Origin of the sequence: Mycobacterium sp. IS-836 (genome assembly GCF_001954275.1) — a bacterium.
GTDB lineage: Bacteria > Actinomycetota > Actinomycetes > Mycobacteriales > Mycobacteriaceae > Mycobacterium.
This window is the reverse complement of the sequence record NZ_MBEU01000002.1, coordinates 48,335-67,732: the sequence shown is the minus strand read 5'-3', so window position 1 is coordinate 67,732 and position 19,398 is coordinate 48,335. Positions and strand designations below refer to the sequence as shown.

General features: G+C 67.5%; 17 protein-coding genes. 7 read left to right on the top strand and 10 right to left on the bottom strand.

Annotated features, from left to right (window positions below; translation table 11 throughout):
* Nucleotides 1-17: 17 nt before the first annotated feature.
* On the top strand, nucleotides 18-788 hold the full coding sequence (locus A5747_RS00300) for an SDR family NAD(P)-dependent oxidoreductase (protein WP_076121315.1): 771 nt from the start codon (nucleotides 18-20) through the stop codon (nucleotides 786-788).
* 5 nt (nucleotides 789-793) lie between these two features.
* On the top strand, nucleotides 794-2,437 hold the full coding sequence (gene fadD1 / locus A5747_RS00295; protein WP_076121313.1) for a fatty-acid--CoA ligase FadD1: 1,644 nt from the start codon (nucleotides 794-796) through the stop codon (nucleotides 2,435-2,437).
* Here the strand turns inward: fadD1 and A5747_RS00290 are convergent.
* The 6 genes from A5747_RS00290 to A5747_RS00265 are packed head-to-tail and all read right to left on the bottom strand — an operon-like array spanning nucleotide 2,382 to nucleotide 8,635.
* Nucleotides 2,382-3,029, bottom strand: a complete 648-nt coding sequence (locus tag A5747_RS00290; protein WP_076121311.1) for a PadR family transcriptional regulator — start codon at nucleotides 3,027-3,029, stop codon at nucleotides 2,382-2,384. The genes fadD1 and A5747_RS00290 overlap by 56 nt on opposite strands.
* Nucleotides 3,026-3,451, bottom strand: coding sequence for a Zn-ribbon domain-containing OB-fold protein (locus A5747_RS00285; RefSeq protein ID WP_076121309.1), 426 nt, complete (start codon nucleotides 3,449-3,451; stop codon nucleotides 3,026-3,028). Before A5747_RS00285 ends, A5747_RS00290 begins: the two co-directional genes overlap by 4 nt.
* A complete protein-coding gene (locus A5747_RS00280) occupies nucleotides 3,448-4,623 on the bottom strand; it encodes a thiolase family protein (RefSeq protein ID WP_076121306.1) in 1,176 nt (391 codons plus the stop codon). Before A5747_RS00280 ends, A5747_RS00285 begins: the two co-directional genes overlap by 4 nt.
* Nucleotides 4,613-4,942, bottom strand: a complete 330-nt coding sequence (locus tag A5747_RS00275) for a hypothetical protein (protein ID WP_076121304.1) — start codon at nucleotides 4,940-4,942, stop codon at nucleotides 4,613-4,615. The genes A5747_RS00280 and A5747_RS00275 overlap by 11 nt, the downstream gene beginning before the upstream one ends.
* 1 nt (nucleotide 4,943) lies before the next feature.
* Entirely contained in the window at nucleotides 4,944-7,283 is a 2,340-nt protein-coding gene (locus A5747_RS00270; RefSeq protein ID WP_076121302.1) for a CoA transferase, read from the bottom strand.
* 2 nt (nucleotides 7,284-7,285) lie between these two features.
* Entirely contained in the window at nucleotides 7,286-8,635 is a 1,350-nt protein-coding gene (locus A5747_RS00265; protein ID WP_076121607.1) for an amidohydrolase family protein, read from the bottom strand.
* A 216-nt stretch (nucleotides 8,636-8,851) separates the two neighbouring features.
* On the opposite strand from A5747_RS00265, the gene A5747_RS00260 reads away from it, so the two are divergent.
* Entirely contained in the window at nucleotides 8,852-9,850 is a 999-nt protein-coding gene (locus tag A5747_RS00260) for a LacI family DNA-binding transcriptional regulator (protein WP_076121300.1), read from the top strand.
* A 143-nt stretch (nucleotides 9,851-9,993) separates the two neighbouring features.
* Nucleotides 9,994-11,448 carry an aldehyde dehydrogenase gene (locus A5747_RS00255; RefSeq protein WP_076121605.1) on the top strand — a complete coding sequence of 485 codons (1,455 nt, stop codon included), beginning with the start codon at nucleotides 9,994-9,996 and terminating at the stop codon, nucleotides 11,446-11,448.
* A 104-nt stretch (nucleotides 11,449-11,552) separates the two neighbouring features.
* Here the strand turns inward: A5747_RS00255 and A5747_RS00250 are convergent, their stop codons facing one another.
* The 3 genes from A5747_RS00250 to A5747_RS00240 are packed head-to-tail and all read right to left on the bottom strand — an operon-like array spanning nucleotide 11,553 to nucleotide 15,408.
* Nucleotides 11,553-11,963: a Zn-ribbon domain-containing OB-fold protein gene (locus A5747_RS00250; RefSeq protein ID WP_076121298.1), complete on the bottom strand. Its 411-nt coding sequence runs from the start codon at nucleotides 11,961-11,963 to the stop codon at nucleotides 11,553-11,555.
* Between the two features lie 2 nt (nucleotides 11,964-11,965).
* Nucleotides 11,966-13,174 (bottom strand): thiolase family protein, encoded by a 1,209-nt coding sequence (locus tag A5747_RS00245; RefSeq protein WP_076121296.1) that lies wholly within the window; start codon nucleotides 13,172-13,174, stop codon nucleotides 11,966-11,968.
* A gap of 8 nt (nucleotides 13,175-13,182) precedes the next feature.
* Nucleotides 13,183-15,408, bottom strand: coding sequence for an acyl-CoA dehydrogenase (locus A5747_RS00240; protein ID WP_076121294.1), 2,226 nt, complete (start codon nucleotides 15,406-15,408; stop codon nucleotides 13,183-13,185).
* Between the two features lie 123 nt (nucleotides 15,409-15,531).
* On the opposite strand from A5747_RS00240, the gene A5747_RS00235 reads away from it, so the two are divergent.
* The 3 genes from A5747_RS00235 to A5747_RS00225 are packed head-to-tail and all read left to right on the top strand — an operon-like array spanning nucleotide 15,532 to nucleotide 18,430.
* Nucleotides 15,532-16,107: a TetR/AcrR family transcriptional regulator gene (locus tag A5747_RS00235; protein ID WP_076121292.1), complete on the top strand. Its 576-nt coding sequence runs from the start codon at nucleotides 15,532-15,534 to the stop codon at nucleotides 16,105-16,107.
* Between the two features lie 53 nt (nucleotides 16,108-16,160).
* Entirely contained in the window at nucleotides 16,161-17,261 is a 1,101-nt protein-coding gene (locus A5747_RS00230; protein ID WP_076121290.1) for a DUF1214 domain-containing protein, read from the top strand.
* On the top strand, nucleotides 17,261-18,430 hold the full coding sequence (locus A5747_RS00225) for a sulfotransferase (protein ID WP_369804961.1): 1,170 nt from the start codon (nucleotides 17,261-17,263) through the stop codon (nucleotides 18,428-18,430). The genes A5747_RS00230 and A5747_RS00225 overlap by 1 nt, the downstream gene beginning before the upstream one ends.
* Before the next feature lie 9 nt (nucleotides 18,431-18,439).
* Here A5747_RS00225 and A5747_RS00220 read toward each other — a convergent pair whose 3' ends face one another.
* Nucleotides 18,440-19,333: a fructose bisphosphate aldolase gene (locus A5747_RS00220; RefSeq protein WP_076121286.1), complete on the bottom strand. Its 894-nt coding sequence runs from the start codon at nucleotides 19,331-19,333 to the stop codon at nucleotides 18,440-18,442.
* Nucleotides 19,334-19,398 lie beyond the last annotated feature (65 nt).

The following is a 19,398-nucleotide window of genomic DNA, read 5'->3' as shown; positions in this document are numbered from 1 at the left end:
CGGCTAGCGTCTTCGCTATGCCAGACGCGACAGCACCACTGCACGGCCGGCGGATCCTGGTGACCGGTGGGGCTACCGGCATCGGTGCGGCCGCCGTCGGAGTCCTCACCGAGGCGGGGGCCGAGGTCGTCGCCACGTATCACCAAACTCCGCCGCCGGAAGGCCTCGCGGCCGCGTGGCTGCAGTGCGATGTGCGTGACGCCGGCGCCGTTTCGGCGATGGTGCAACAAGCCGTCGACCGCCTCGGCGGGCTCGACGTCCTGGTGAACGCGGCGGGTCTGTGGCAGGCCGGGGTGCCAGGATACATCGGCGGCGACGAGATCTCGTTCCTGTTGGACACCAACGTGAAGGCGACCATCCTCACCAACCAGGCCGTGTACGCGGTGATGAGGGACCAAGATCCCAAGGGCGGCCGGATCATCAACTTCGGATCCTCCGAAGCCGTTATGGGCAGCCCGATCTCGGCGGTCTACGCCGCAACCAAGGGCGCGGTGCAGGCCTGGACGCGATCGGCCGCCAAAGCCTGGGGCGCCGACAAGGTCACCGTCAACGCTTTGGCGCCGGCCGTGCAGACGCCCGGCTCGGATCGGTTCCGGGATTTCCTCGGCCCGGACGCGAGCGCCCTCATCGATCAGCAGATGCAGATGATGATTCCGGTCGGCGGGGCACTGGGGGATCCGGCGCGCGACGTCGGGCCGATGCTGGTCTTTCTGGCCGGTCCCGGTTCCGGCTTCATCACGGGCCAACTACTGGCGGTGGACGGCGGGCTGATGATGGTGGGCGGCTAAGCGCGATGGCCGATGACACGATGCAAGCGCTGCTGCGCAAGCGCCTGTCGGACTCGGCGGTCGCCGTGAAACACGGTGATTTGCAATGGAGTTGGAGCGAGTACCTCAGCAAGTCCGCGGCCCGGGCCGCGGCGCTGCTCGGCGCCGCCGATCCGCAACGGCCGATGCACATCGGCGCCCTGCTGGGCAACACGCCCGAGATGCTGGCGCAGATGGCGGCGGCCGGTCTCGGGGGGTACGTGCTGTGCGGTCTGAACACGACGCGGCGCGGCGCGGCGCTGGCGGCGGACATCCGGCGCGCGGACTGCCAATTCGTTGTGACCGATTCCGAGCACCGGCCGTTGCTCGACGGTTTGGACCTCGAGGGAACGCGCATCTTCGATAGCTCGACGCCGCAGTGGGAGGAATTCGTCGGCGGCGCCGGCGAGTTGGTGCCCCATCGAAACGTCACCGCGATGGACCCATTCATGATGATCTTCACGTCGGGAACCAGCGGAAATCCCAAGGCCGTGCCGGTATCACACCTGATGGCCGCGGTAGCCGGCGTCGGCCTGACATACCGTTTCGCCCTGACCGAGCGGGACACGTGCTACGTGTCCATGCCGCTGTTTCACTCCAATGCGGTCGTCGCCGGGTGGGCGCCCGGGGTAGCCTCCGGCGCCGCGATCGTCCCGGCGAGGTTCTCGGCGCGCAGCTTCCTTGACGACATCCGCCGGTACGGCGCCACATACATGAATTACGTCGGCAAGCCGTTGGCCTACATCCTGGCCACCGCCGAACGCGGCGATGACGCCGACAACCCGCTGCGGGTGGCGTTCGGCAATGAGGCCAACGACAAAGACATCGAAGAGTTTTCACGCCGCTTCGACGTGCAGGTCGAGGACGGGTTCGGCTCCACCGAGAACGCTGTCATCGTGATCCGCGAACCGGACACACCGAAGGGATCGATCGGCAGGGGCGTCGACGGGGTCGCTGTGTATGACAGCGAGACCGTCACCGAATGTCCCGTCGCGCGCTTCGACGAGCACGGGGCCCTCACCAATGCCGACGAGGCCGTCGGCGAGTTGGTCAACACGACGGGGTCGGGTTTCTTTACCGGCTACTACAACGACCCGGAAGCCAACGCCGAACGCATGCGCCACGGCATGTACTGGTCCGGCGACCTCGCCTACCGGGACGCGGAAGGCTGGATCTACCTCGCCGGCCGCACCGCCGACTGGATGCGGGTGGACGGCGAGAATCTGGCCGCGGCGCCGATCGAGCGACTCCTGTTGCGGCACAGCGCCATCAACCGCGTCGCGGTGTACGCGGTCCCGGATGGGCGCGTCGGCGACCAGGTGATGGCCGCGATCGTCCTCAACGAGGGCCACGTCATCGACCCCGACGAATTCGAGGCTTTTCTCGATGCCCAACCCGACCTGTCCCCCAAGGCCCGGCCGCGATTCGTCCGCATCGCCGCCGACTTGCCCAGCACCGCGACGCACAAGGTGCTCAAGCGCCAGCTGATCGCCCAGGGAACGGCCACGGGCGAGGGCGAAATCCTGTGGGAGCGCGAACCGCGCGGCACGGCCTACCGGGTCGCATCGGATACGCCTAATCCCCGGGTGCCCGGCGGCGGATCTGCCCCTTCGAGCGTCGCACCCGCTTGACCGGGTCTCGGGTTGTTCCGCTGGCGATCTCGTCACGCAGCTGCGCAATGTTGGAGATCTCCGCATACAAGCCGCGGATCGCGTAGTCGAGGACGGCGAAGGAGAACCGCTGCTCCGGATCGTCGGCGAGGCCGAGTTCACGGGAGCGCTGGCGCGACCAGAGCGCCTCGTCCAACCTGGCCCGGGTCGCCTCGAGATGCCGTTCCAGCGAATCGATTACGTGCTCGGGATCCTCGCCACGGGCGAGCCACGTCTTGAGAATGACGGGATGCTTGATGACGACTTGGTCCTGGCCCGGAAAGTGCTGGACCCACCGGCGCAGCGCGTCCAGCCCGGCATCGGTCGTCGCGTACAACGTGATGGCACGCTTGCCGGATTGCGCGGGGGTCTCACTGACCATGCCCCGCGCCAGCAACCGGGTCAGTTCGCGCCGCACGTGGCTGACCGACGGCGACCAATAGAAGTGGCCCACCGACAGCTCGGCGCGCATCTTGATCTCGCCGGCGGTGAGTTGCTCGTCGTTGGCGGCCAGCACGCCCAGGACGAGGTAGGCGGTTACCGGCAGGCCGTTGCTGGTGCGGACCGGGCTCACGGCACCCCGGTGAAGTAAGGAAGGGTCACGTCCGCGCCGACGGCATGGAATTGCACCCGCACACGCATGCCGACGGCCAGCTCATCGGGCGCGACACCGACGACGTTCGTCAGCATTTGGTAACCCTCGTCCAGGGTGACGATCGCCGGCGCATAGGGCGGGGCGAACTCCGCGGTGACGGGCCTGTGCACCACCGTCCAGCTGTAGATCTCGCCGACGCCGCCGCTCTGTTCCCACCGCAATTCGTGCGAAAGGCATTCGCGGCAGTGCTCGGTCGGCGGGAAATTCGACTGGCCGCAGTCCTCGCAGCGTTGATATCGAAGCTCCCCCGCCTGGCAGCCCCGCCAGAACGGGGAACTGACCGGGCTGCTGGCATGCGGCACCGGACCGGTCTGCGGCCGCAGGAAGTTCTCGGAAGTCATCGCGGCTCGGCTCCGAGGATCAGCACCGTGGTGAACAGCGCGCCCGCTCCCCCGTTGCTGCAGAACGCGATACGCGCGTCGGGCACCTGCAGATCGCCCGCCTCCCCGCGCAGTTGTTGAACGGCTCGAATGGCCCGCTGCATCATTTGTGGGTTGGACCCCGCGTGGCTGAAGGACATGGTTCCTCCATCGGTGGTGATCGGATGGCTGCCGTCGATGGCGATGTGGCCGTCGGCGACGAACGGTCCGCCTTCGCCTTCGCCGCAGAATCCGAATGCCTCTAGCTGCCGGATGATTTCGAACGAGAATGGGTCGTAGAGCTCCAGCACATCCACGTCGTCGGGCCGAAGGCCGGCGTGGCTGAACGCGCGCTCGGCCGCGCGCCTGCCGACGACGCCATTGACGTAATGGCCGTGATCGCCGCGCCGGCCGACGAGGTCCCACGCGGGTGGGTGCTGATACGACGGACCGTGGAAGTCCGCGCCGCTGCCCAACACGTAGATCGGCCGGGCCGCGGCGTCCACCTTGTCGAGGTTGGCCACAATCAGCGCGCACCCGCCTTCGGATGTGGTGGCGCAATCGAGAAGGTGAAACGGATCGGCGACCGGCCGCGACGCGGTGATGTCATCGGTGGTGAACGGGCCGCGTTGGTAATAAACGGCTTCGGGGTTTCGCGATCCGTTGTTGCGTATGGTCGCCGCCACCATCGACAGTTGTTCGCGGGTTGTCCCGTAGACATGCATGTGCCGTCGAGCGATGAGCGCGAACTCGGCGGCGGTGAACATCCCCCAGGGCGCGACGAATTCGTTCTCGGGCCTGGTCCATGGTGCGGTGGCTTCGTGGTCGCGGTATTCGCCGGCTTGGGCGGCGACGAGCACCACCACGTCGGCCATGCCGTGCTCGATGGCGGCGGCCGCCTCGGTGATCATGCTGACCCCGAAGCCCAACCCCTGCCAGGCCGGGCCGATGCGTAGGTCGTAGATCAGCGTCGTCGACAGCGGGCCGGCGCTGATTCCGTCGACGTCCTCGAGGCTCAGCCCTGCGTCATCGAGAGCTCCGCGAATGGCCTTGAGCGCCAGGCCGCGTGACGTCTCGCCCTCCAGGCGGCGGCCCTGCCGCGTGTTGTGCACGCCGACAATCGCCGCCGTGCGCTTCGAGGGGCTAGTTTTCATCCGCGACAACTCCCAGGTAGGTGCCCACGACGTCGTACTGCCGGCCGTCGCGCACGATGGTGCCGATCGTCCTCGCCCGTGTGTCGGCGTGCGCCGCGCCCGCCTCGACGACATCGATCCGCACGTCGACCGGACGCGCCGTTTGCGGGTCGGTGATGTCCACGATCATTGCCACGGCGCGCTCACGCGCGTCCCACTCGACGCTGGTGATCCGGTGCCGCGCAGTCAATTCCATCACCACGGAGTCCTGTCGTACCAGGAAGCGCACCGGTGCGCACAGCTCGCCGGGGCGGGGCGGCACGCACAGCGTGACTGCCATGTCACAGGCCCGCCGGCCGCGCGCTGGTGGCCCCGGATGCCCGCAGCTCGGCGAGCTCTCGTTCGCTGCGTCCCAGCAGGCCCGTCAGGACTTCGGCGGTGTGCTGGCCATACAACGGCGGCACGCGGCGGATCCAGCGCCGTGGCTTCCCGACGAATGCGAAGGGCATTCCGGTGCACAGGAACGAGCCGGCCACCGGGTGGTCGACCGTTTCCCAAAACCCCCGGGCCAGCAGTTGTGGATCGCCCAGCAGTTCCCCCGCCGGCGTGACCGGTGCCGCGGCCACCCCGCCGGCGCGCAGCGCGTCGACCGCCTCGGCCACCGTGCGCCGCGCGGTCCAATCCGAGATCAGCTTGTCGATGTCGTCGGCCCCCGCCCGCCACCCGGCTGCATCCGGCCCGAGTTCGTCCCGATTGATGAGCTTCGCGAGGGACAGGCGGGCGCCGTCATCGGTCGCGGCGAGCGCGACCCACTCGTCGTCACCGGCACAGCGATACACGCCTTGGGGAGTCGCTCCAGGGCCGCGATTACCGTTCCGCCGCAGCTCGATTCCGTTGCGCGAGTACTCGACCACCGCCTCGGCGGCCACGTTCAGCGCCGACTCCACCATCGTCGACTCGACGTGCATGCCGGTTCCGTCCCGGTCACGGACGACCAGCGCCACGATCGCGGCGAAGGCCGCGTGCAGGCCCGCGATCGGATCGCACACCCCGCGCGGAATCACGGGTGGCCCGTCGGCATGTCCGGTCATCCATGCCATACCCGTCGCCTGTTCCATGGTTTGCGCGAAGCCCACGCGGTCGCGCCACGGGCCGTCGAGGCCGAACGCCGGCATCCGCACCATGATCGCGCGGGGATTGGCGCCGCGCACCGTATCCCATTGCAGGCCGAAGTTTTCCATCACCCGCGGCGAGAAGTTCTCGATGACGAGATCGCTGGCGGCGATGAGATCCAGGGCAATGCTCCGCCCCGCGTCGGTGCCCAGCTCCACGCTGATGCCGCGCTTGTTGTTGTTGCTGCACAGGAACACCGGGCCCGTTTCCCACCACTGGTCCCAGTCGGGGGGACGGCCGGCGGAGAGCCGCATGCCGTCGGGCCGGCGGACGCCCTCGAGCTTGATGATGTCGGCGCCGAGGGCGCCCAGGAATTGCGTGGCGACGGGCCCCGCCCAGAAGGCGGTGAAGTCGGTTACCCGGATGCCGGACAACGGAAGTGCGTCGGGTTCGGCGGCGCTGGGCCGGCCGGGTCGGGGCGGCCACTGCACGCGGCCGTTGTCGGCGCCCAGTTCCGGAGGGCGCCGCGGCGGCATGGTCACGATGGCGTCGGTGCGGTACGGCACTCGCGGCTGCAGCCCCCCGGGTTCGGACTCGACGAACACGCCGCGTTCGACGAAGTGGTCGACCTTGGGCAGCGTGGCGGGGGTGCCGATGGGCGCTACCGGGATTCGGAACGCCACCGCGAGATCGATGATCTCTTGGGTGGTACGGGTTTCCGTCCACCGCGTGACCATGCCGAGGAATTCGTCGCGGCGCTCGACTCGCCCTACGAACGACGCCAGCTCGGCGTCGTCGACCAGATCGGCGCGATCGATCATCACCAGAAAGTCTTGGAACTGTTGGGCGGTGATGGTGCAGAAGCCGACCATGCCGTCGGCCGTGGGCACGATCGACGGCAGTTCCAGGCTGCGTTGCTGCTGAAGGGAATCCGCCCCCAGCACGCTGGCCGACATGGCGGACAGGCCGCCCATCGCGAGGGCCATCGCCTCGTAGGTCGAGACGTCGATGATCTCACCGTTTCCGCCCCGGGCGGCATGGCGTGCCGCGGCCGCGGCCACCGCCGCGGCGAACGCCCCCGCGAGCCACTCGCCCAGCCGGCCGCCCGCTTGCACGGGTTCGTCGCCCGGCCAGCCGCGGCCGGCGGTCGAGCCGCACAGCGCCTGCAGGATGAACTCGTTGGCGACGACGCGGTCGTCGACGTACGGACCCGTCAGCCCGAACGGCGTCACGGCGACCACGACGGCCGACGGCCCGCTGTGGGCCGTGATGTCGTCGAGCGTCCAGCCGTCGGTCAGGTCGGTGAGCACGACGTCGGCACCGGCCAGCAGGGCGGCGACCTCGGCGTCGTCGCGGCGGACAACCGACCTCTTGCCCGCCGCCAGGTAGCCGAACAGCGCGCCGGGGGCGCCCCCGGCCGACCACCCGCGCATCGAATCACCTTGCGGTGACTCGATCTTCACGACGTCGGCGCCCGCGTCGGCGAACATCTTCGCGCAGTACGACACCGCGATCCCGTTGGACAACTCCAGCACACGCCAGCCCGCGAACGGCGCCTCGGCGGCCACGCTCAGTTGCCCAGGGTGGTGGCGCGCCCGGCGATGCCGGTGACCTCCGCGGTCACCGGCCCGGATCCCTGCGCCTGCAACGCGAACTGCGTCATCCGCGTCCAGGTGTCGAGGTCACGCTGGCTGGCGCGATGGCCGACATGAGTCACCACGTCGACGTCGGTGGCCTGGGCGCGCAGGTAGCCGGCCCGCGCGTGTTCTTTCGGGATGTGCCGGAACGGGTCGAACGAGTATGCGGCCATGGCGTTTTCGTGCGTGATCTTGTTGATGACCGCGTCGTCGAGGTGGCCCATGGTCTCGATGACATCCTCGGGCGCGAACGGCCAGTTGCTGTCGGAGTGCGGAAAGTCGGACTCCCAACACAGCATGTCCTCGTTGAACCAGTCCATGTTCTTGACGCCGACTTTGTCGCTGATGAAGCAGGTGTAGAAATGTCGCTTGAACACGTCGGTCGGACCGCCGTAGCCGGGCGGGAACTTCGCCTGCGTCCAGCCCGAGTGCCGGTTGTAGACGTGCTCGGCGCGCCAGAGGAAGTACGGTATCCAGCCGACGTCGCCCTCGGTGAGGGAGAACTTGAGTTGTGGGAAGTCGGCCCAGAATTCGGCCCAGATCAGCTCGGTGAAGGTGAACATGCTCATCATCGACGACGCCGTCATCTGCACGCTGGGCGGAGCGTCGGTCGACACTTGTGCGGATCGCGACGCGGAACCGACGTGGGTGCACAGCACGGTGCTGTTCTCACAGACGGCCTCGAACAATGGGTACCAGTATTTGGTGTGAATGCTGGGCATTTCCAAGGCCTCTGGATTCTCGGAAAACGTCACCGCGTGACAGCCCTTGTCCGCGAGCCGCTTGACTTCCTTGGCCGCTTCGGCCACGTCGTATAGCGGCAGGATGCCGCAGGGGATGAACCGTCCCGGGTACGCCGCGCACCATTCGTCGATGTGCCAGTCGTTGTAGGCCTTGATCATCAGCAGGTTGATGTCGCGGTCGGGGCCCTGGTTGAGCACCTGGCCCGAGAAGCCGGTGAAGTTCGGGAAGTTCAAGCCGGCCAGTTGCCCGCCGGCGTTCATGTCGCGAATCCGTTCGTCGACGTTGAAGCAGCCCGGACGCATCTCGTCGTAACTGCAGGCGTCGACGTTGTACATCTCGCGGGGTTTGCCCGCGACGGCGTTGAGGCCCATGTTGCGTCCGCGGATATCGCCGTAGTACCACTGCTGGACGCCGTCGGGCTCGAGGACCACGCGCGGGGCGCGATCCTTGTACTTCGCGGGCACGTGCGCGTCGAACATGTCGGCCGGCTCGGCGATGTGGTCGTCCACGCTGATCAGGATCAGATCGTCTTTGTTCATGGCGGACTCCTCGCGCATCGAGATGTGACTAGTAGACAATGGTGTTGGTCACAGTGTCAACGGCGGCAGCCGGTCGTCCTGCGCCCGGTCACGCTCCGACAAGAGCTGTCCCACAATGGCAAACGCCTCGGCATGCGCCCGCGTAGGGCAATATAGCGCCAGCTACCGACTTGGACTATTAGTCCATGTTGTTTGCGTGGCGTGCCACCATGAGGCATGGCCGGCCCGAGAGGTGATGCATTGGTCGACAAGCCCGTGCGGCCCACCACCGCCGATGTGGCGCGACTGGCCGGGGTGTCGACCGCGACGGTCAGTTACGTACTGAACAACGCCGAGGGACGCAGAATCTCCGAGCCGACCCGCGATGCGGTCTACCGCGCCGCCGAACTCCTCGGTTACCGTCCCAACCTCGCGGCGCGCAACCTCGCTCGGGGGAAGAGCGGCGTGGTGCTCTACGTGCTGCCGCACGTGGCGGTCGGGGACATGCCGATGCAGGCCGGCAGCCGGATGACCACCGAGCTGGCACGCGTCGGACTGCTTCAGCTACAGATCTTCGAGGCCGAAGACGATCGCCACGTCGTCGAGGCCATCGAGAACCTCGACCCGGCCGCGGTCACCAGCCTGTTCCCGCTGAGCGAGGCGGCCGCGCACGCGGTGAAGGCGGCGGGCGTCCCGCACATCGACGTCGGGACGCTGCCCGCCCTGGGAGACCCGCACCTCTCGGTCGGCGAGCTACGCGTCGAGCACCTGGTATCACGGGGCCACCGGCGGATCGCTTTCGCGTACACCGGCAACCGCAGATGGCGCCTCCTGGGCGATTACTGGCTCGAGGGCGTGGCCGGCGCGGCCCTGGCGCGCGACCTTCCGTCGGTCGCCGTCGCCGACGTCACCCAGGACAATGCCGTCGAGGTGGCGACTGGCTGGGTGCGCGACGGAGTCACCGCGGTGTGCGCGCAGAGCGACGAGATCGCTTGCCTGGTGCTGCACGGGATCCGCGCCGCCGGCCTGCGCTGCCCGGCCGACCTCGCCGTGATGGGCATCGACGCCACGCCGATGGCGGCGCTGAGCTCTCCGCCGCTGACCACCGTGGAGTTCAACCCGACCGCCGTCGCCGATGCCGCGATCGCCGCCGTCCTGACCGAATTGGGATATGCCGCCCCGGCGCCCCCGCAGCCAACGGACGTCGCCCGCCTGATCGTGCGCGAGTCGACGTGAACTGCGAGTTTCGCAAGAATTTGGTCACGCGCAGGGTTGCCGGAGCCGGGCTGGACATCCGGAGGTTAAGCGCGTAACTTCCGGTAGGTCCCGTGCGTGGATGCGGGCGGGGCTTCAGGTCGCAAAGACGCGAGGGGATGGCCATGAAGGTGCAGTCGGTTCTCGACGAGATCCGCGAACGACCCGGTACCGGTGAGACGATCGCGGTCGTCGATCCGGCCACCGAGGAGCAGGTCACCGAGTTCAAGGACTGCGGGCCGGAAGCCGTCGATGACGCGGTGGCCCGGGCGAAGGCGTCCTTCGAGTCGGGGGTCTGGCACAGCAAGCCGCCCAGCGAGCGGGCCAAAATCCTGTGGCGCGTCGGCGAGCTGATCGATCAGAACGCGGAGCTGCTAGCCGAACTCGAATCGCTCAACGCGGGCATGACCCCGCTGCAAGCGCAGGGAACCGTGACCGTCGGCTCCGAGTTTTTCCGTTACTACGCCGGCTGGTGCACCAAGATCGAGGGCATCGCCGCCGACGTGCACACCGGCGGCCTCACCGGCATCGACTCGCATCAGCACGCCTACACCCTGAAGGAACCGTACGGCGTGGTGGGGCTGATATTCCCGTGGAACGGACCGGTTTTCAATTTCTGCGCCAAGCTGGCCCCGGCCCTCGCGGCGGGCTGCAGCAGCGTCGTCAAGCCGGCCGAGGAGACCCCACTGTCGGCGCTGGTGCTGGACAACATCCTCACCGAGGCCGGGGTGCCCGAGGGGGTGGCGAACCTGCTGCTGGGCTATGGGCACACCGCGGGCGCGGCGATCACCGCGCACCCCGACGTCGAGAAGGTCGCCTTCACCGGATCGACCGAGGTCGGCCGGGCAATCGTGCACGCGGCGGGTGCGAGCAACCTGAAGAAGGTGACGCTGGAGCTCGGCGGGAAGTCGCCGGTGGTGGTCTTCGACGACGCCGACCTGTCCAAGGCCGTCCCGATGGCGGCGTTCGGCACCTTCATCCACTCCGGCCAGGCGTGTGTGTGCGGGTCGCGCATCTTCGTCCAGCGCGGTATCTACGAGCAGTTCCTGGAGCAATTGGCGAACGTCGCGAACGGACTGCCGCAGGGCGGCCCCAAGGACGAGGGCAGCTTGATCGGCCCGCTGATCAGCGAGAAGCAGCTCACCCGCGTCCTGGGCTATCTCGATCAGGGCCGCTCCGACGGCGTTGAGGTCGTTACCGGGGGCGAGCGAGTGGACCGGAAGGGTTACTTCGTGCGCCCCACCGTGCTGACCAACGTCGCCACTACGAGCCGGCTGTTCCAGGAGGAGATCTTCGGGCCGGTCGTCGCGGTCATCCCGTTCGACGACGAGGACGAGGCGGTGGCCCTGGCCAACGACAGCACGTACGGCCTGGCCGCCACCGCTTGGACCCGCGATCTGGGCCGCGCCCACCGAATTGCCAAGCGGCTCAAGGCCGGAACCGTGGGGCTGAACTGCCAGATGCAGTTCGACCACTCCATGCCCTTCGGCGGTTACAAGCAATCCGGTTGGGGCTACGAGTCCGGCAAAGCGGGTCTCGAGACCTACCTGCAGACGAAGGTCGTCTGGGCGCAGATGTAACTTCAGGGTCCCAGCCCGAGCGTGCGGCTGGCCGCACGGTCGTACCCCAGCGTGCGGCTGGCCGCACGCTCGGCGGCGGGCGCAGATGTAGTCGTCTCGGCGCGTCAGGCTGCGGGTTCGTAACGCAGCATCGTCACGTCGTGCTCGGGGTAGTCGAAGAACACCGGCCGCACCCGCATTCCGACCCGAAGATCGGCCGGATCGACATTGACCATCTCGGTGGAAAACCTTGGGCCCTCGTCCCATTCGACGATTGCGAGCAGCTGCGGCACGGCGTCTGCGAAGTGCGGGCTGACGGGCCGATGGGCCACGGTGTAGGAGTACAAGGTGCCCATTCCGGAGATCTCGCGCCATTCCAGGTCGTCGGCCAGCGTGCGGGGCGCACGCACCCGCGGATAGAACACGTAGGACTGCAGCGACGGCGAGTACTGGATGACGATGCGATGGTCGGCGAGCGCATCCCAAAACGGCGCGGTGGTAGGCGTTTTGACGGGCATCGGGCGTTCGAATTTCATCGTCAGTCCCCTTGCAGGATGAGCGTCGTCTGCTCGGACAGGATGCCGCCGTTGCCGGACACGAAGGCGCGGTTGCAGTCGGCGACCTGCGCCGGGCCCGCGCGGCCCATGATCTGGCGGGTGGCGTCGCAGACGTGGTGCATCCCGCCCGCCAATCCCGCTTGGCCGAAGCCGAGTTGGCCGCCGGCGGTGTTGAGCGGAAAGTCGCCGCGGAAGGTCAGGTCGTGGTTGGCGACGAACTCCATGCCCTTGCCCTTTTCGCAGAAGCCCGCATCCTCCAGCGACAGCAACACGGTGATGGTGTAGCAGTCATAGATCGACACCATGTCCATCTGCTCACGCGTCAGCTCGGTCATGGCGAAGGCGGTGTCGGCGGCCGCGGCGATCGGCGTGGTCAGTAGGTCCGCGGCATACGTCGGGGTCTTGAACGGCACGTGCTCACCGAAGCCCTTGACCCACACCGGGCGATGCCGCGCCCGGCGCGCGAGGTCGGCGTTGGCGACGACGATGGCGGCGCCCCCGACGCACGGCATCACGATTTCCAGCATGTGCAACGGGTCGGCGATCACCGGGCTGGCCAGCACGTCGTCGATGGTGAGCGGTTTGTCCTTCCAGATCGCGCCCTCGGTGTGGTTGGCGTTCACGCGGGTGTCGACCACGAGCTTGGCCATCGCACGCTCGTCGTAGCCGTAGATCGCCGCGTAGCGTTGCGCCACCTGGCCGTAGGGGCCGTTCTGGCCGAGATTGCCGTAGGGTATTTCGAATTCCGCTTGCGGAGAGCCGTATTGGTTGCTGGACGAGCCGAAGAACATCGCGTCGATCATGGGCCTGGGCTTCTTCTTCGACGACGGCGTGATGTAGCGGGCGGGCAGCGCGCACAGGACGGCGTCGCAGATGCCGAGTTCGACGGCCGCGGCCGCCCGCCACACCATGGCCGCGGCGCTGGCCCCTCCGAGGTCGACATGCTCGGCGAATCGCGCTCCCACACCCAGGTATTCGGCGATCGTGGAGGGCACGAAGATCTCCGACTCGGCCAGGTGTGATGCGACGATCCCGTTGACGGCCTCGCCGGGCAATCCGGCATCCTCGAGCGCTGCCGCGGCGAGTTCGGCCCATTGCTCGAGGACGAAGGGTGCCGGCGAAGCCTTGTTCAGGCGTTCGGGCGGGAGTTCCACATACCCGACGATCGCCGCGTCTCCACGTAATCCCATGTGCTGTCCTACTTTCGGGGCAGGCCGAGAATCATCTGGGCGATGATGTTGAGCTGGATCTCCCGGGTGCCGCCGCCGATCAATTCGGCGGGCAGGTGCAGATACGGCTGCACGACGGCGGGTTCCGAATCGGCGACCATCGCCGTCTGCCCGGTCAACTGCAGCGTGGCCTGAAAGGTGCGCCGCAGCAGCACGTTCATTGCCACCTTGGCGATGCTGGATGCTGGCCCTAAGGCTTGGCCGTCCAGCAGCCGAATCGTTTCGCGAACGCCGAGGGCCTTGATGGCGTTGGTGTACGCGTCGAGCTCGCCGAGCTCGCGCAGTGCGTCGTCGCGGTCGGGTCCGGGTTGCGCCGCGAGCACCCGCAGGGCGGCCGCCCTGTCGAACTTGACGTAGCCGCTGATGGCCGAACGCTCTTCGGCCATCGTGGCGATCGCGAGATTCCAGCCGTCGGTCGGATCCCCCAGCAGCATGTCGTCGGGCACGAACACCTCGTTGAGGAAGACCTCGTTGAAGTGCGCATCGCCGGTGGCCGTCTTGATCGGCTGGACTTCGATCCCGGGCGATCGCATGTCGAGAATGAAGTAGCCGATGCCGCGGTGCTTGCTCGCGGCCGGATCGGTGCGCGCCAGCAGCGCCCCGAAATCCGCGCGGTGCGCCGCCGACGTCCAGATCTTGTGCCCGCTGACGCTCCAGCCGCCGTCGACCTTGGTCGCCCGCGTCGCCAGCGCGGCCAGGTCGGATCCGGCCCCCGGCTCACTGAACAGCTGGCACCAGGCGATCTCGCCGCGCTGCGTCGGCGGGATCAGCTTCTCCTGCAAGTCTTTCGGTGCGGCGCGCAGCACCGACGGAAGGATCCACTCGGCGATGCCCAACGAAGGCCGGACCAGGTCGCGTCGCTTGTCGAATTCCTCGTCGATGATCAACTGCTGCAAGGGGCTGGCGTCGACTCCCCACGGTGGCGGCCAGTGCGGCGCAATCAGGCCGGCCTCGGCGATCGTGGTGCGCTGCGGACCGGTTTCGAATTCCGGGTAGTCGCCCTGGCGCCCAGGCTGGTCGTTGCGCAGTTGCGAAGCGGCGTCCAGGGTTTCGGCCACCCGGGAACGGAACTCCGATTCCGCGTCGCCGAGGTTGACCGACATGTCACGCTGCCGGGTACACGTCAGCTCGCCCAGACGGCGGGCCCAACGATTCGCCGGCCCGATCGATGCGGCCAGACTCGTGGCGCGTCGCCAATACAGGTGCAGGTCGTGTTCCCAGGTGAAGCCGATGGCGCCGAACATCGTCAACGAATCGAGTACCAGGTCCGGCGCCGGTGAGATCGCCATCACGGCGGCGCCGGCCGCGGCGAGCCGGTGCTGATCGAGCGATTCGTCGACGGCGCGCACAGCGTCCCAGGCCGCCGCGGTGGCCAGTTCGCTGTTGACCAACAACATCGCGGCGTGGTGTTGCAACGCCTGGAAGGTTCCGATCACCTTGCCGAATTGCTCTCGGGTGCGCAGGTGCGCGGTGACCACCTCGACGCACCACCGCCCGATACCCGCCGTCACACTGGCGACGAGGCCCAGGGCGACACACGCCGCGCGGTCGACGTCGATGCCGGTGAGCACGTCGGCCTCTTCCGCGCGATGCTCAGCGAGCCGCAGCGTGCCGACATCGGCGACGAGGTCGGTGCCGTGCACGGATTCGACTGTTGCCGTTGGCTTTCCGGTATCAACGAGAACCCACACGACCCCGCCGTCCTGGCTGCGGGCGCCGATCAGGATCAGCCGTGCCGCACACGCGCCCATCGTCACGCCGGACGCCCCGCTGACCACCCATTGCGGGCCGTCAGCGCGCGCGAGAAAGTCGCCATTGTCGGGCAGGACGAGCGCGGCGGGTGTCCCGGATGCGAGGCCACGCAGCAGCGATTCCGCCTGCGGCGTGGGGTCTGCCAGCATAGCGACGGCCCCCGCCGTCACCGTCGGTAGCAGCGGTCCGGGCAATAGCGCCTTGCCGGCCGACTCCAGGACGCAGGCGGCGTCGATCAGCCGTCCACCCTGGCCGCCGAGGTGTTCCGGAAGGTGAACGGCGTGGAAGCCATTGGCGACCAACGCATCCCACCATCCGGGAAGCTTGCCGGCCGCCAGCGCATCGAACTCGTCGCGCGTCGAAGAGATCGGGGCGTGCCGGCCGGCGAACCGGCCGACCGCGTCGCTGAGTTCCTGCTGCTCCGGGGAAAGTCCGAGCGGCATCGAAGACTGCTATCCTTCCGTCTTACAAGACGAACCGTCTCGTCTTGTGGCAGATTACGGGGCGGGTCGGTATATGTAAAGCGCGCCCGACCCCGAGAGACTGTGAGAGGCGAGGATCACCGCATGCCAAGCGATCTCGCGCCGCGGCGCCGTAGCGAGAAATCCCGCACGGCGATCGTCACCGCCACGCGCGAACTGCTTCTCGAGCGCGGATTCGACGGCCTGACCATCGAGGCGGTCGCCGCGCGGGCCGGTGTGGGAAAGCAGACCATCTATCGGTGGTGGCCCAGCCGCCCTGCGCTGGTCGCCGACGTCATGCTCGAAGACGCCGACAGGATCCTGGCTTCGGTGAACCACACCGACGACCTGGCCGAGGACCTCGTGGGATGGGTGCGAAAACTTGTCACGAGCCTGACCACCGCCCGCGGCTCGGCCATGCTGCGCACCCTGACCGCCGCCGGCATGGAGCATGAGGAGACGGCGGTCAAATTGCGCGCCGGGTTCTCCTCGCCGCTGCACGAAAGCGTCCGCAACCGGCTTCTTGCCGACGGCCTCGACGAGGTGACGGCCGATTCTGCCGCCGACGCCATTGTGGGCGGTGTGGTGTATCCGATTCTCTCTGGCGCACAACCTTATTCGCGGCGGCGGGCAGAAACGACCACCCGGATAGTCGTCGAGGCCCTCGGCCGCCGGCCCTGACAACCCACCCGAATCGGCAGCGCGAGCGCGAGACATGGTCTAGGTATGAAGCTATGACGCTAAATGAGGCGCCGGCGTCGTCCGACGCCGCCCCGAAGACGCTCGCCGCGTGGCAGTTCTTCCAGCAGATGCTCGCCGACGTCACCAAGGTGGTGACCCAGGATGCCGAGTCCCAGCGAGAGCTCCTCGAGGGGCTGCGGGTAATTGCCCGGGTATCGTCGTTGTGCTCGCAACTATCGGTCGAGGCCGACCTCGACCGGCCGTCGTTCTTCGACATGTGCTCTGACAACCGAATGATCGGCGGCCCCAATCCCGACGGCAATTACTACCTGGCGATGATCCGCGGCGACCGGCGCTATCGGATCACCGGCGTCCGGGGCACAAGCGCCTATCTCGGATTCCAGATCCTGGCCGGAACCGGGCTTACCCCGCGCCGGATGTCCAACTACGTCAGCGACACCGACCTGGCCCTGACGTCGGGCGAATTTGCGCTCGTCCTGTCGGCGGACGAACCGTCCGATCTCGGTGGCGCGTTGTGGGTGCAGATTCCCGACGACGCGTCATCGGTCGTCGTGCGGGAGTACCTCGCCGACCGCGCCTCCGAGGAGCTGGCCACCCTGCGGATCGAAGCGCTCGATCCCGGCCCGCTCGCTCCGCTGACCGACGACGAACTCGCCGAGCAATTCACCGCGATGGCATGGACGCTGATGAAGCTCGTCACGCTGCACCGCACCATCAAGCCCGAGCTGCTGGAGCGCCCCAACACGCTGCTGACGGCAGAGGCCGCGGACCTAGGTGCGGCCGATACCACCCCGGACAACCTGTACATGATGGGCACGTTTCGGCTCGATCCCGGCGAGGCGCTGGTGCTCGACATCGCGCCACCCGATACCAGGTACTGGAACGTCACGCTGGAAAACGTGTGGCATGAGTGCCTGGAGCCACGTCGGCGGCACAGCTCGGTGACCAACCGGGGGGTGCGACCGGACGCGGACGGGCGCGTGCGCATCGCGATCTCCGCACAGGACTTCGGTTTTGGCCACTGGCTCGACACCGGTGGGCGGCATCGCGGATTCGTGGTGCTGCGCTGGCTCGACAACCCCAATCCGCCCGACATCGCGGTGACGGTGCGCCGGCAGGGGGAACGGACATGATGCTGAAGGAGAAGTTCGACCCGGACCGGCTCATCGCCGCCGCCTGCGAAGAAGCGGGCAGCGACGACTTCGGCGCGGACGGCTGGCGGCCCGGGCTGGATCGTCTCACCGACGCGCTGATCAACGAGGCGCGGCTTTCGGACCTCGGTGTCGAGATCGCCTGCCTGGATGTGATGCGCGCCCTGAAGAATCGGCTCGGCGTGATCGCGTGGCGCACGAAACACCCTGAGATCGCCCGCGAGCCAATCACCCAGCCGATCTTCATCGTCGGCCAACCCCGCTCGGGAACCACGATCCTGTACGACCTGCTCGCCCAGGATCCCGAGCTTCGTGCCCCGCTGACCTGGGAGGTCGACGAGCCCTGCCCGGTACCGCAGCCCGAGACGTATCACACCGATCCACGCATCGCGCAGGTGCAAGCCAGCATCGAGCTCTCCGAGCAGATCGTTCCGGGCTTCCTCGCATTTCACCCGATGGGCGCCCTGGTCGGGCAGGAGTGCGTCCGCATCACGGCGAGCGAATTCACCAGCATGATCTTTCCGGTGCAGTACCGCCTGCCGAGCTACTCGCACTGGCTTCTCTATGACGCCGACTACGCCGGTGCGTACCGCTTCCATCGAATCTTCCTGCAGCACCTGCAGTCTGGCGTTCCCGGTCAGTGGCTGCTGAAGTCGCCCGCGCATCTGTGGCAGTTGGATGCGCTGCTGACCGAATACCCCGACGCGCTGATCGTGCAGACGCACCGCGATCCGCTCAACGTCATCTCGTCGATCGCCGCGCTGACCCACCACCTGCGACGGATGTGCAGCGACGAGTCCAACATCGCCGAGTGCGCGGCGCAGTCCTACGAAGAGATCGTCGTCGGCCTCGATCGGGGGATGACGCTGCGCGACGGCGGCGCGGTGCCCGCGGGCCGGGTGATCGACGTGCTGTTCACCGATTTCATGAACGACCCGTGGACCACGATCAACGACATCTATCGGAGGCTGGGCCGCGAGCTGAAACCGGAGGCCGCACACAAGATGCGCGAGTTTCTTTCGGCTCATCCCGGGGACGGTGGACGGGGTCGCTACACCTGGTCGGATACCGGTCTGGACGCCGGCGAGGTGCGGGAACGGGTGCGTGCCTACCAGGACCGCTACGGCGTGCCGACCGAAGAGTTGCGGTAGGGAACAGTCTCAGCCGGCGACCGAGGCGTCGTAGATCGATTGGATCGCCGTGTCCAGCGTGGCGTTGAACTGCTCGTCGGACTGGTCCGCGGTGAGCCCCTCGGTCAGCGCGCGGCTGAAGCTGGCGATCACCCCGGTGTTCTGCGCGAGCAGCTTGTTGGCCTCCTCGCGGGAGTAGCCGCCCGAGAGTGCCAGCACCCGCATCACCCGCGGATGTTCGACCAACGGGCGGTAGTGGTTGACCGCGCTGGGCAGGCTGAGCTTGAGCATCACCCGCTGTCCGTCCGGAACGGTTTCGAGTTGCTTGGTGATTTCGTCGCGCAGGATGTCCTCGGCCTGCGCCTTGTCCGCGATCGAGATAGTGACTTCGGGTTCGATGATGGGCACCAGTCCGTGCGACAGCACCTGGTGGGCCACCTCGAATTGCTGGGCGACCACCGCGGCGATGCCCTCGGCGTTGGCGCCGCCGATCACCGAGCGTTCTTTGGTGCCGAAGACGCCCTTGCCCGCGGCCCGGTCCAGTAGCTCGTCCAGCCCCGGCATCGGCTTCATCAGCTGCACTTCATCGGAGGCCTCGGCCAGCCCCTTGTCGATCTTGAGGATGGGCACCACGCCCTTGGTCTCCCACAGGTAGGTGGTCGACGGCTTGCCCTCGATGTCGCGGTCCATGGTCTGCTCGAACAGAATCGCCGCCAGTACCCGGTCACCGGTGAATGCCGGGGAGGTGATGATCCGCGAGCGCATCTCGTGGATGAGGTCGAACATCTCTTTCTCGGAGGAATAGGCGTCCTCACCGATGCCATACAGGCGCAACGCCTTCGGCGTCGACCCACCGCTCTGGTCGAGCGCTGCGACGAATCCCTTGCCCGACGTCATCCTGTCTGCTTGCTTTTCGTTCGGCATGGAATTCTCCACTCCCTTGTGGTCGTCGCACCCCTTTCGTCACGGTGCGCAATCAGCCTCGAATC

Excerpts from the sequence above, each read along its gene's own strand:
- A5747_RS00260 (WP_076121300.1), top strand. The coding sequence starts at position 8,852 with ATGGCCGGCCCGAGAGGTGATGCATTGGTCGACAAGCCCGTGCGGCCC.
- A5747_RS00225 (WP_369804961.1), top strand. The coding sequence starts at position 17,261 with ATGCTGAAGGAGAAGTTCGACCCGGACCGGCTCATCGCCGCCGCCTGC.
- A5747_RS00265 (WP_076121607.1), bottom strand. The coding sequence starts at position 8,635 with ATGAACAAAGACGATCTGATCCTGATCAGCGTGGACGACCACATCGCC.
- A5747_RS00275 (WP_076121304.1), bottom strand. The coding sequence starts at position 4,942 with ATGGCAGTCACGCTGTGCGTGCCGCCCCGCCCCGGCGAGCTGTGCGCA.
- A5747_RS00300 (WP_076121315.1), top strand. The coding sequence starts at position 18 with ATGCCAGACGCGACAGCACCACTGCACGGCCGGCGGATCCTGGTGACC.
- A5747_RS00280 (WP_076121306.1), bottom strand. The coding sequence starts at position 4,623 with ATGAAAACTAGCCCCTCGAAGCGCACGGCGGCGATTGTCGGCGTGCAC.
- A5747_RS00230 (WP_076121290.1), top strand. The coding sequence starts at position 16,161 with ATGACGCTAAATGAGGCGCCGGCGTCGTCCGACGCCGCCCCGAAGACG.
- A5747_RS00240 (WP_076121294.1), bottom strand. The coding sequence starts at position 15,408 with ATGCCGCTCGGACTTTCCCCGGAGCAGCAGGAACTCAGCGACGCGGTC.
- A5747_RS00235 (WP_076121292.1), top strand. The coding sequence starts at position 15,532 with ATGCCAAGCGATCTCGCGCCGCGGCGCCGTAGCGAGAAATCCCGCACG.
- A5747_RS00220 (WP_076121286.1), bottom strand. The coding sequence starts at position 19,333 with ATGCCGAACGAAAAGCAAGCAGACAGGATGACGTCGGGCAAGGGATTC.
- A5747_RS00250 (WP_076121298.1), bottom strand. The coding sequence starts at position 11,963 with ATGAAATTCGAACGCCCGATGCCCGTCAAAACGCCTACCACCGCGCCG.
- A5747_RS00255 (WP_076121605.1), top strand. The coding sequence starts at position 9,994 with ATGAAGGTGCAGTCGGTTCTCGACGAGATCCGCGAACGACCCGGTACC.
- A5747_RS00245 (WP_076121296.1), bottom strand. The coding sequence starts at position 13,174 with ATGGGATTACGTGGAGACGCGGCGATCGTCGGGTATGTGGAACTCCCG.
- fadD1 (WP_076121313.1), top strand. The coding sequence starts at position 794 with ATGGCCGATGACACGATGCAAGCGCTGCTGCGCAAGCGCCTGTCGGAC.
- A5747_RS00285 (WP_076121309.1), bottom strand. The coding sequence starts at position 3,451 with ATGACTTCCGAGAACTTCCTGCGGCCGCAGACCGGTCCGGTGCCGCAT.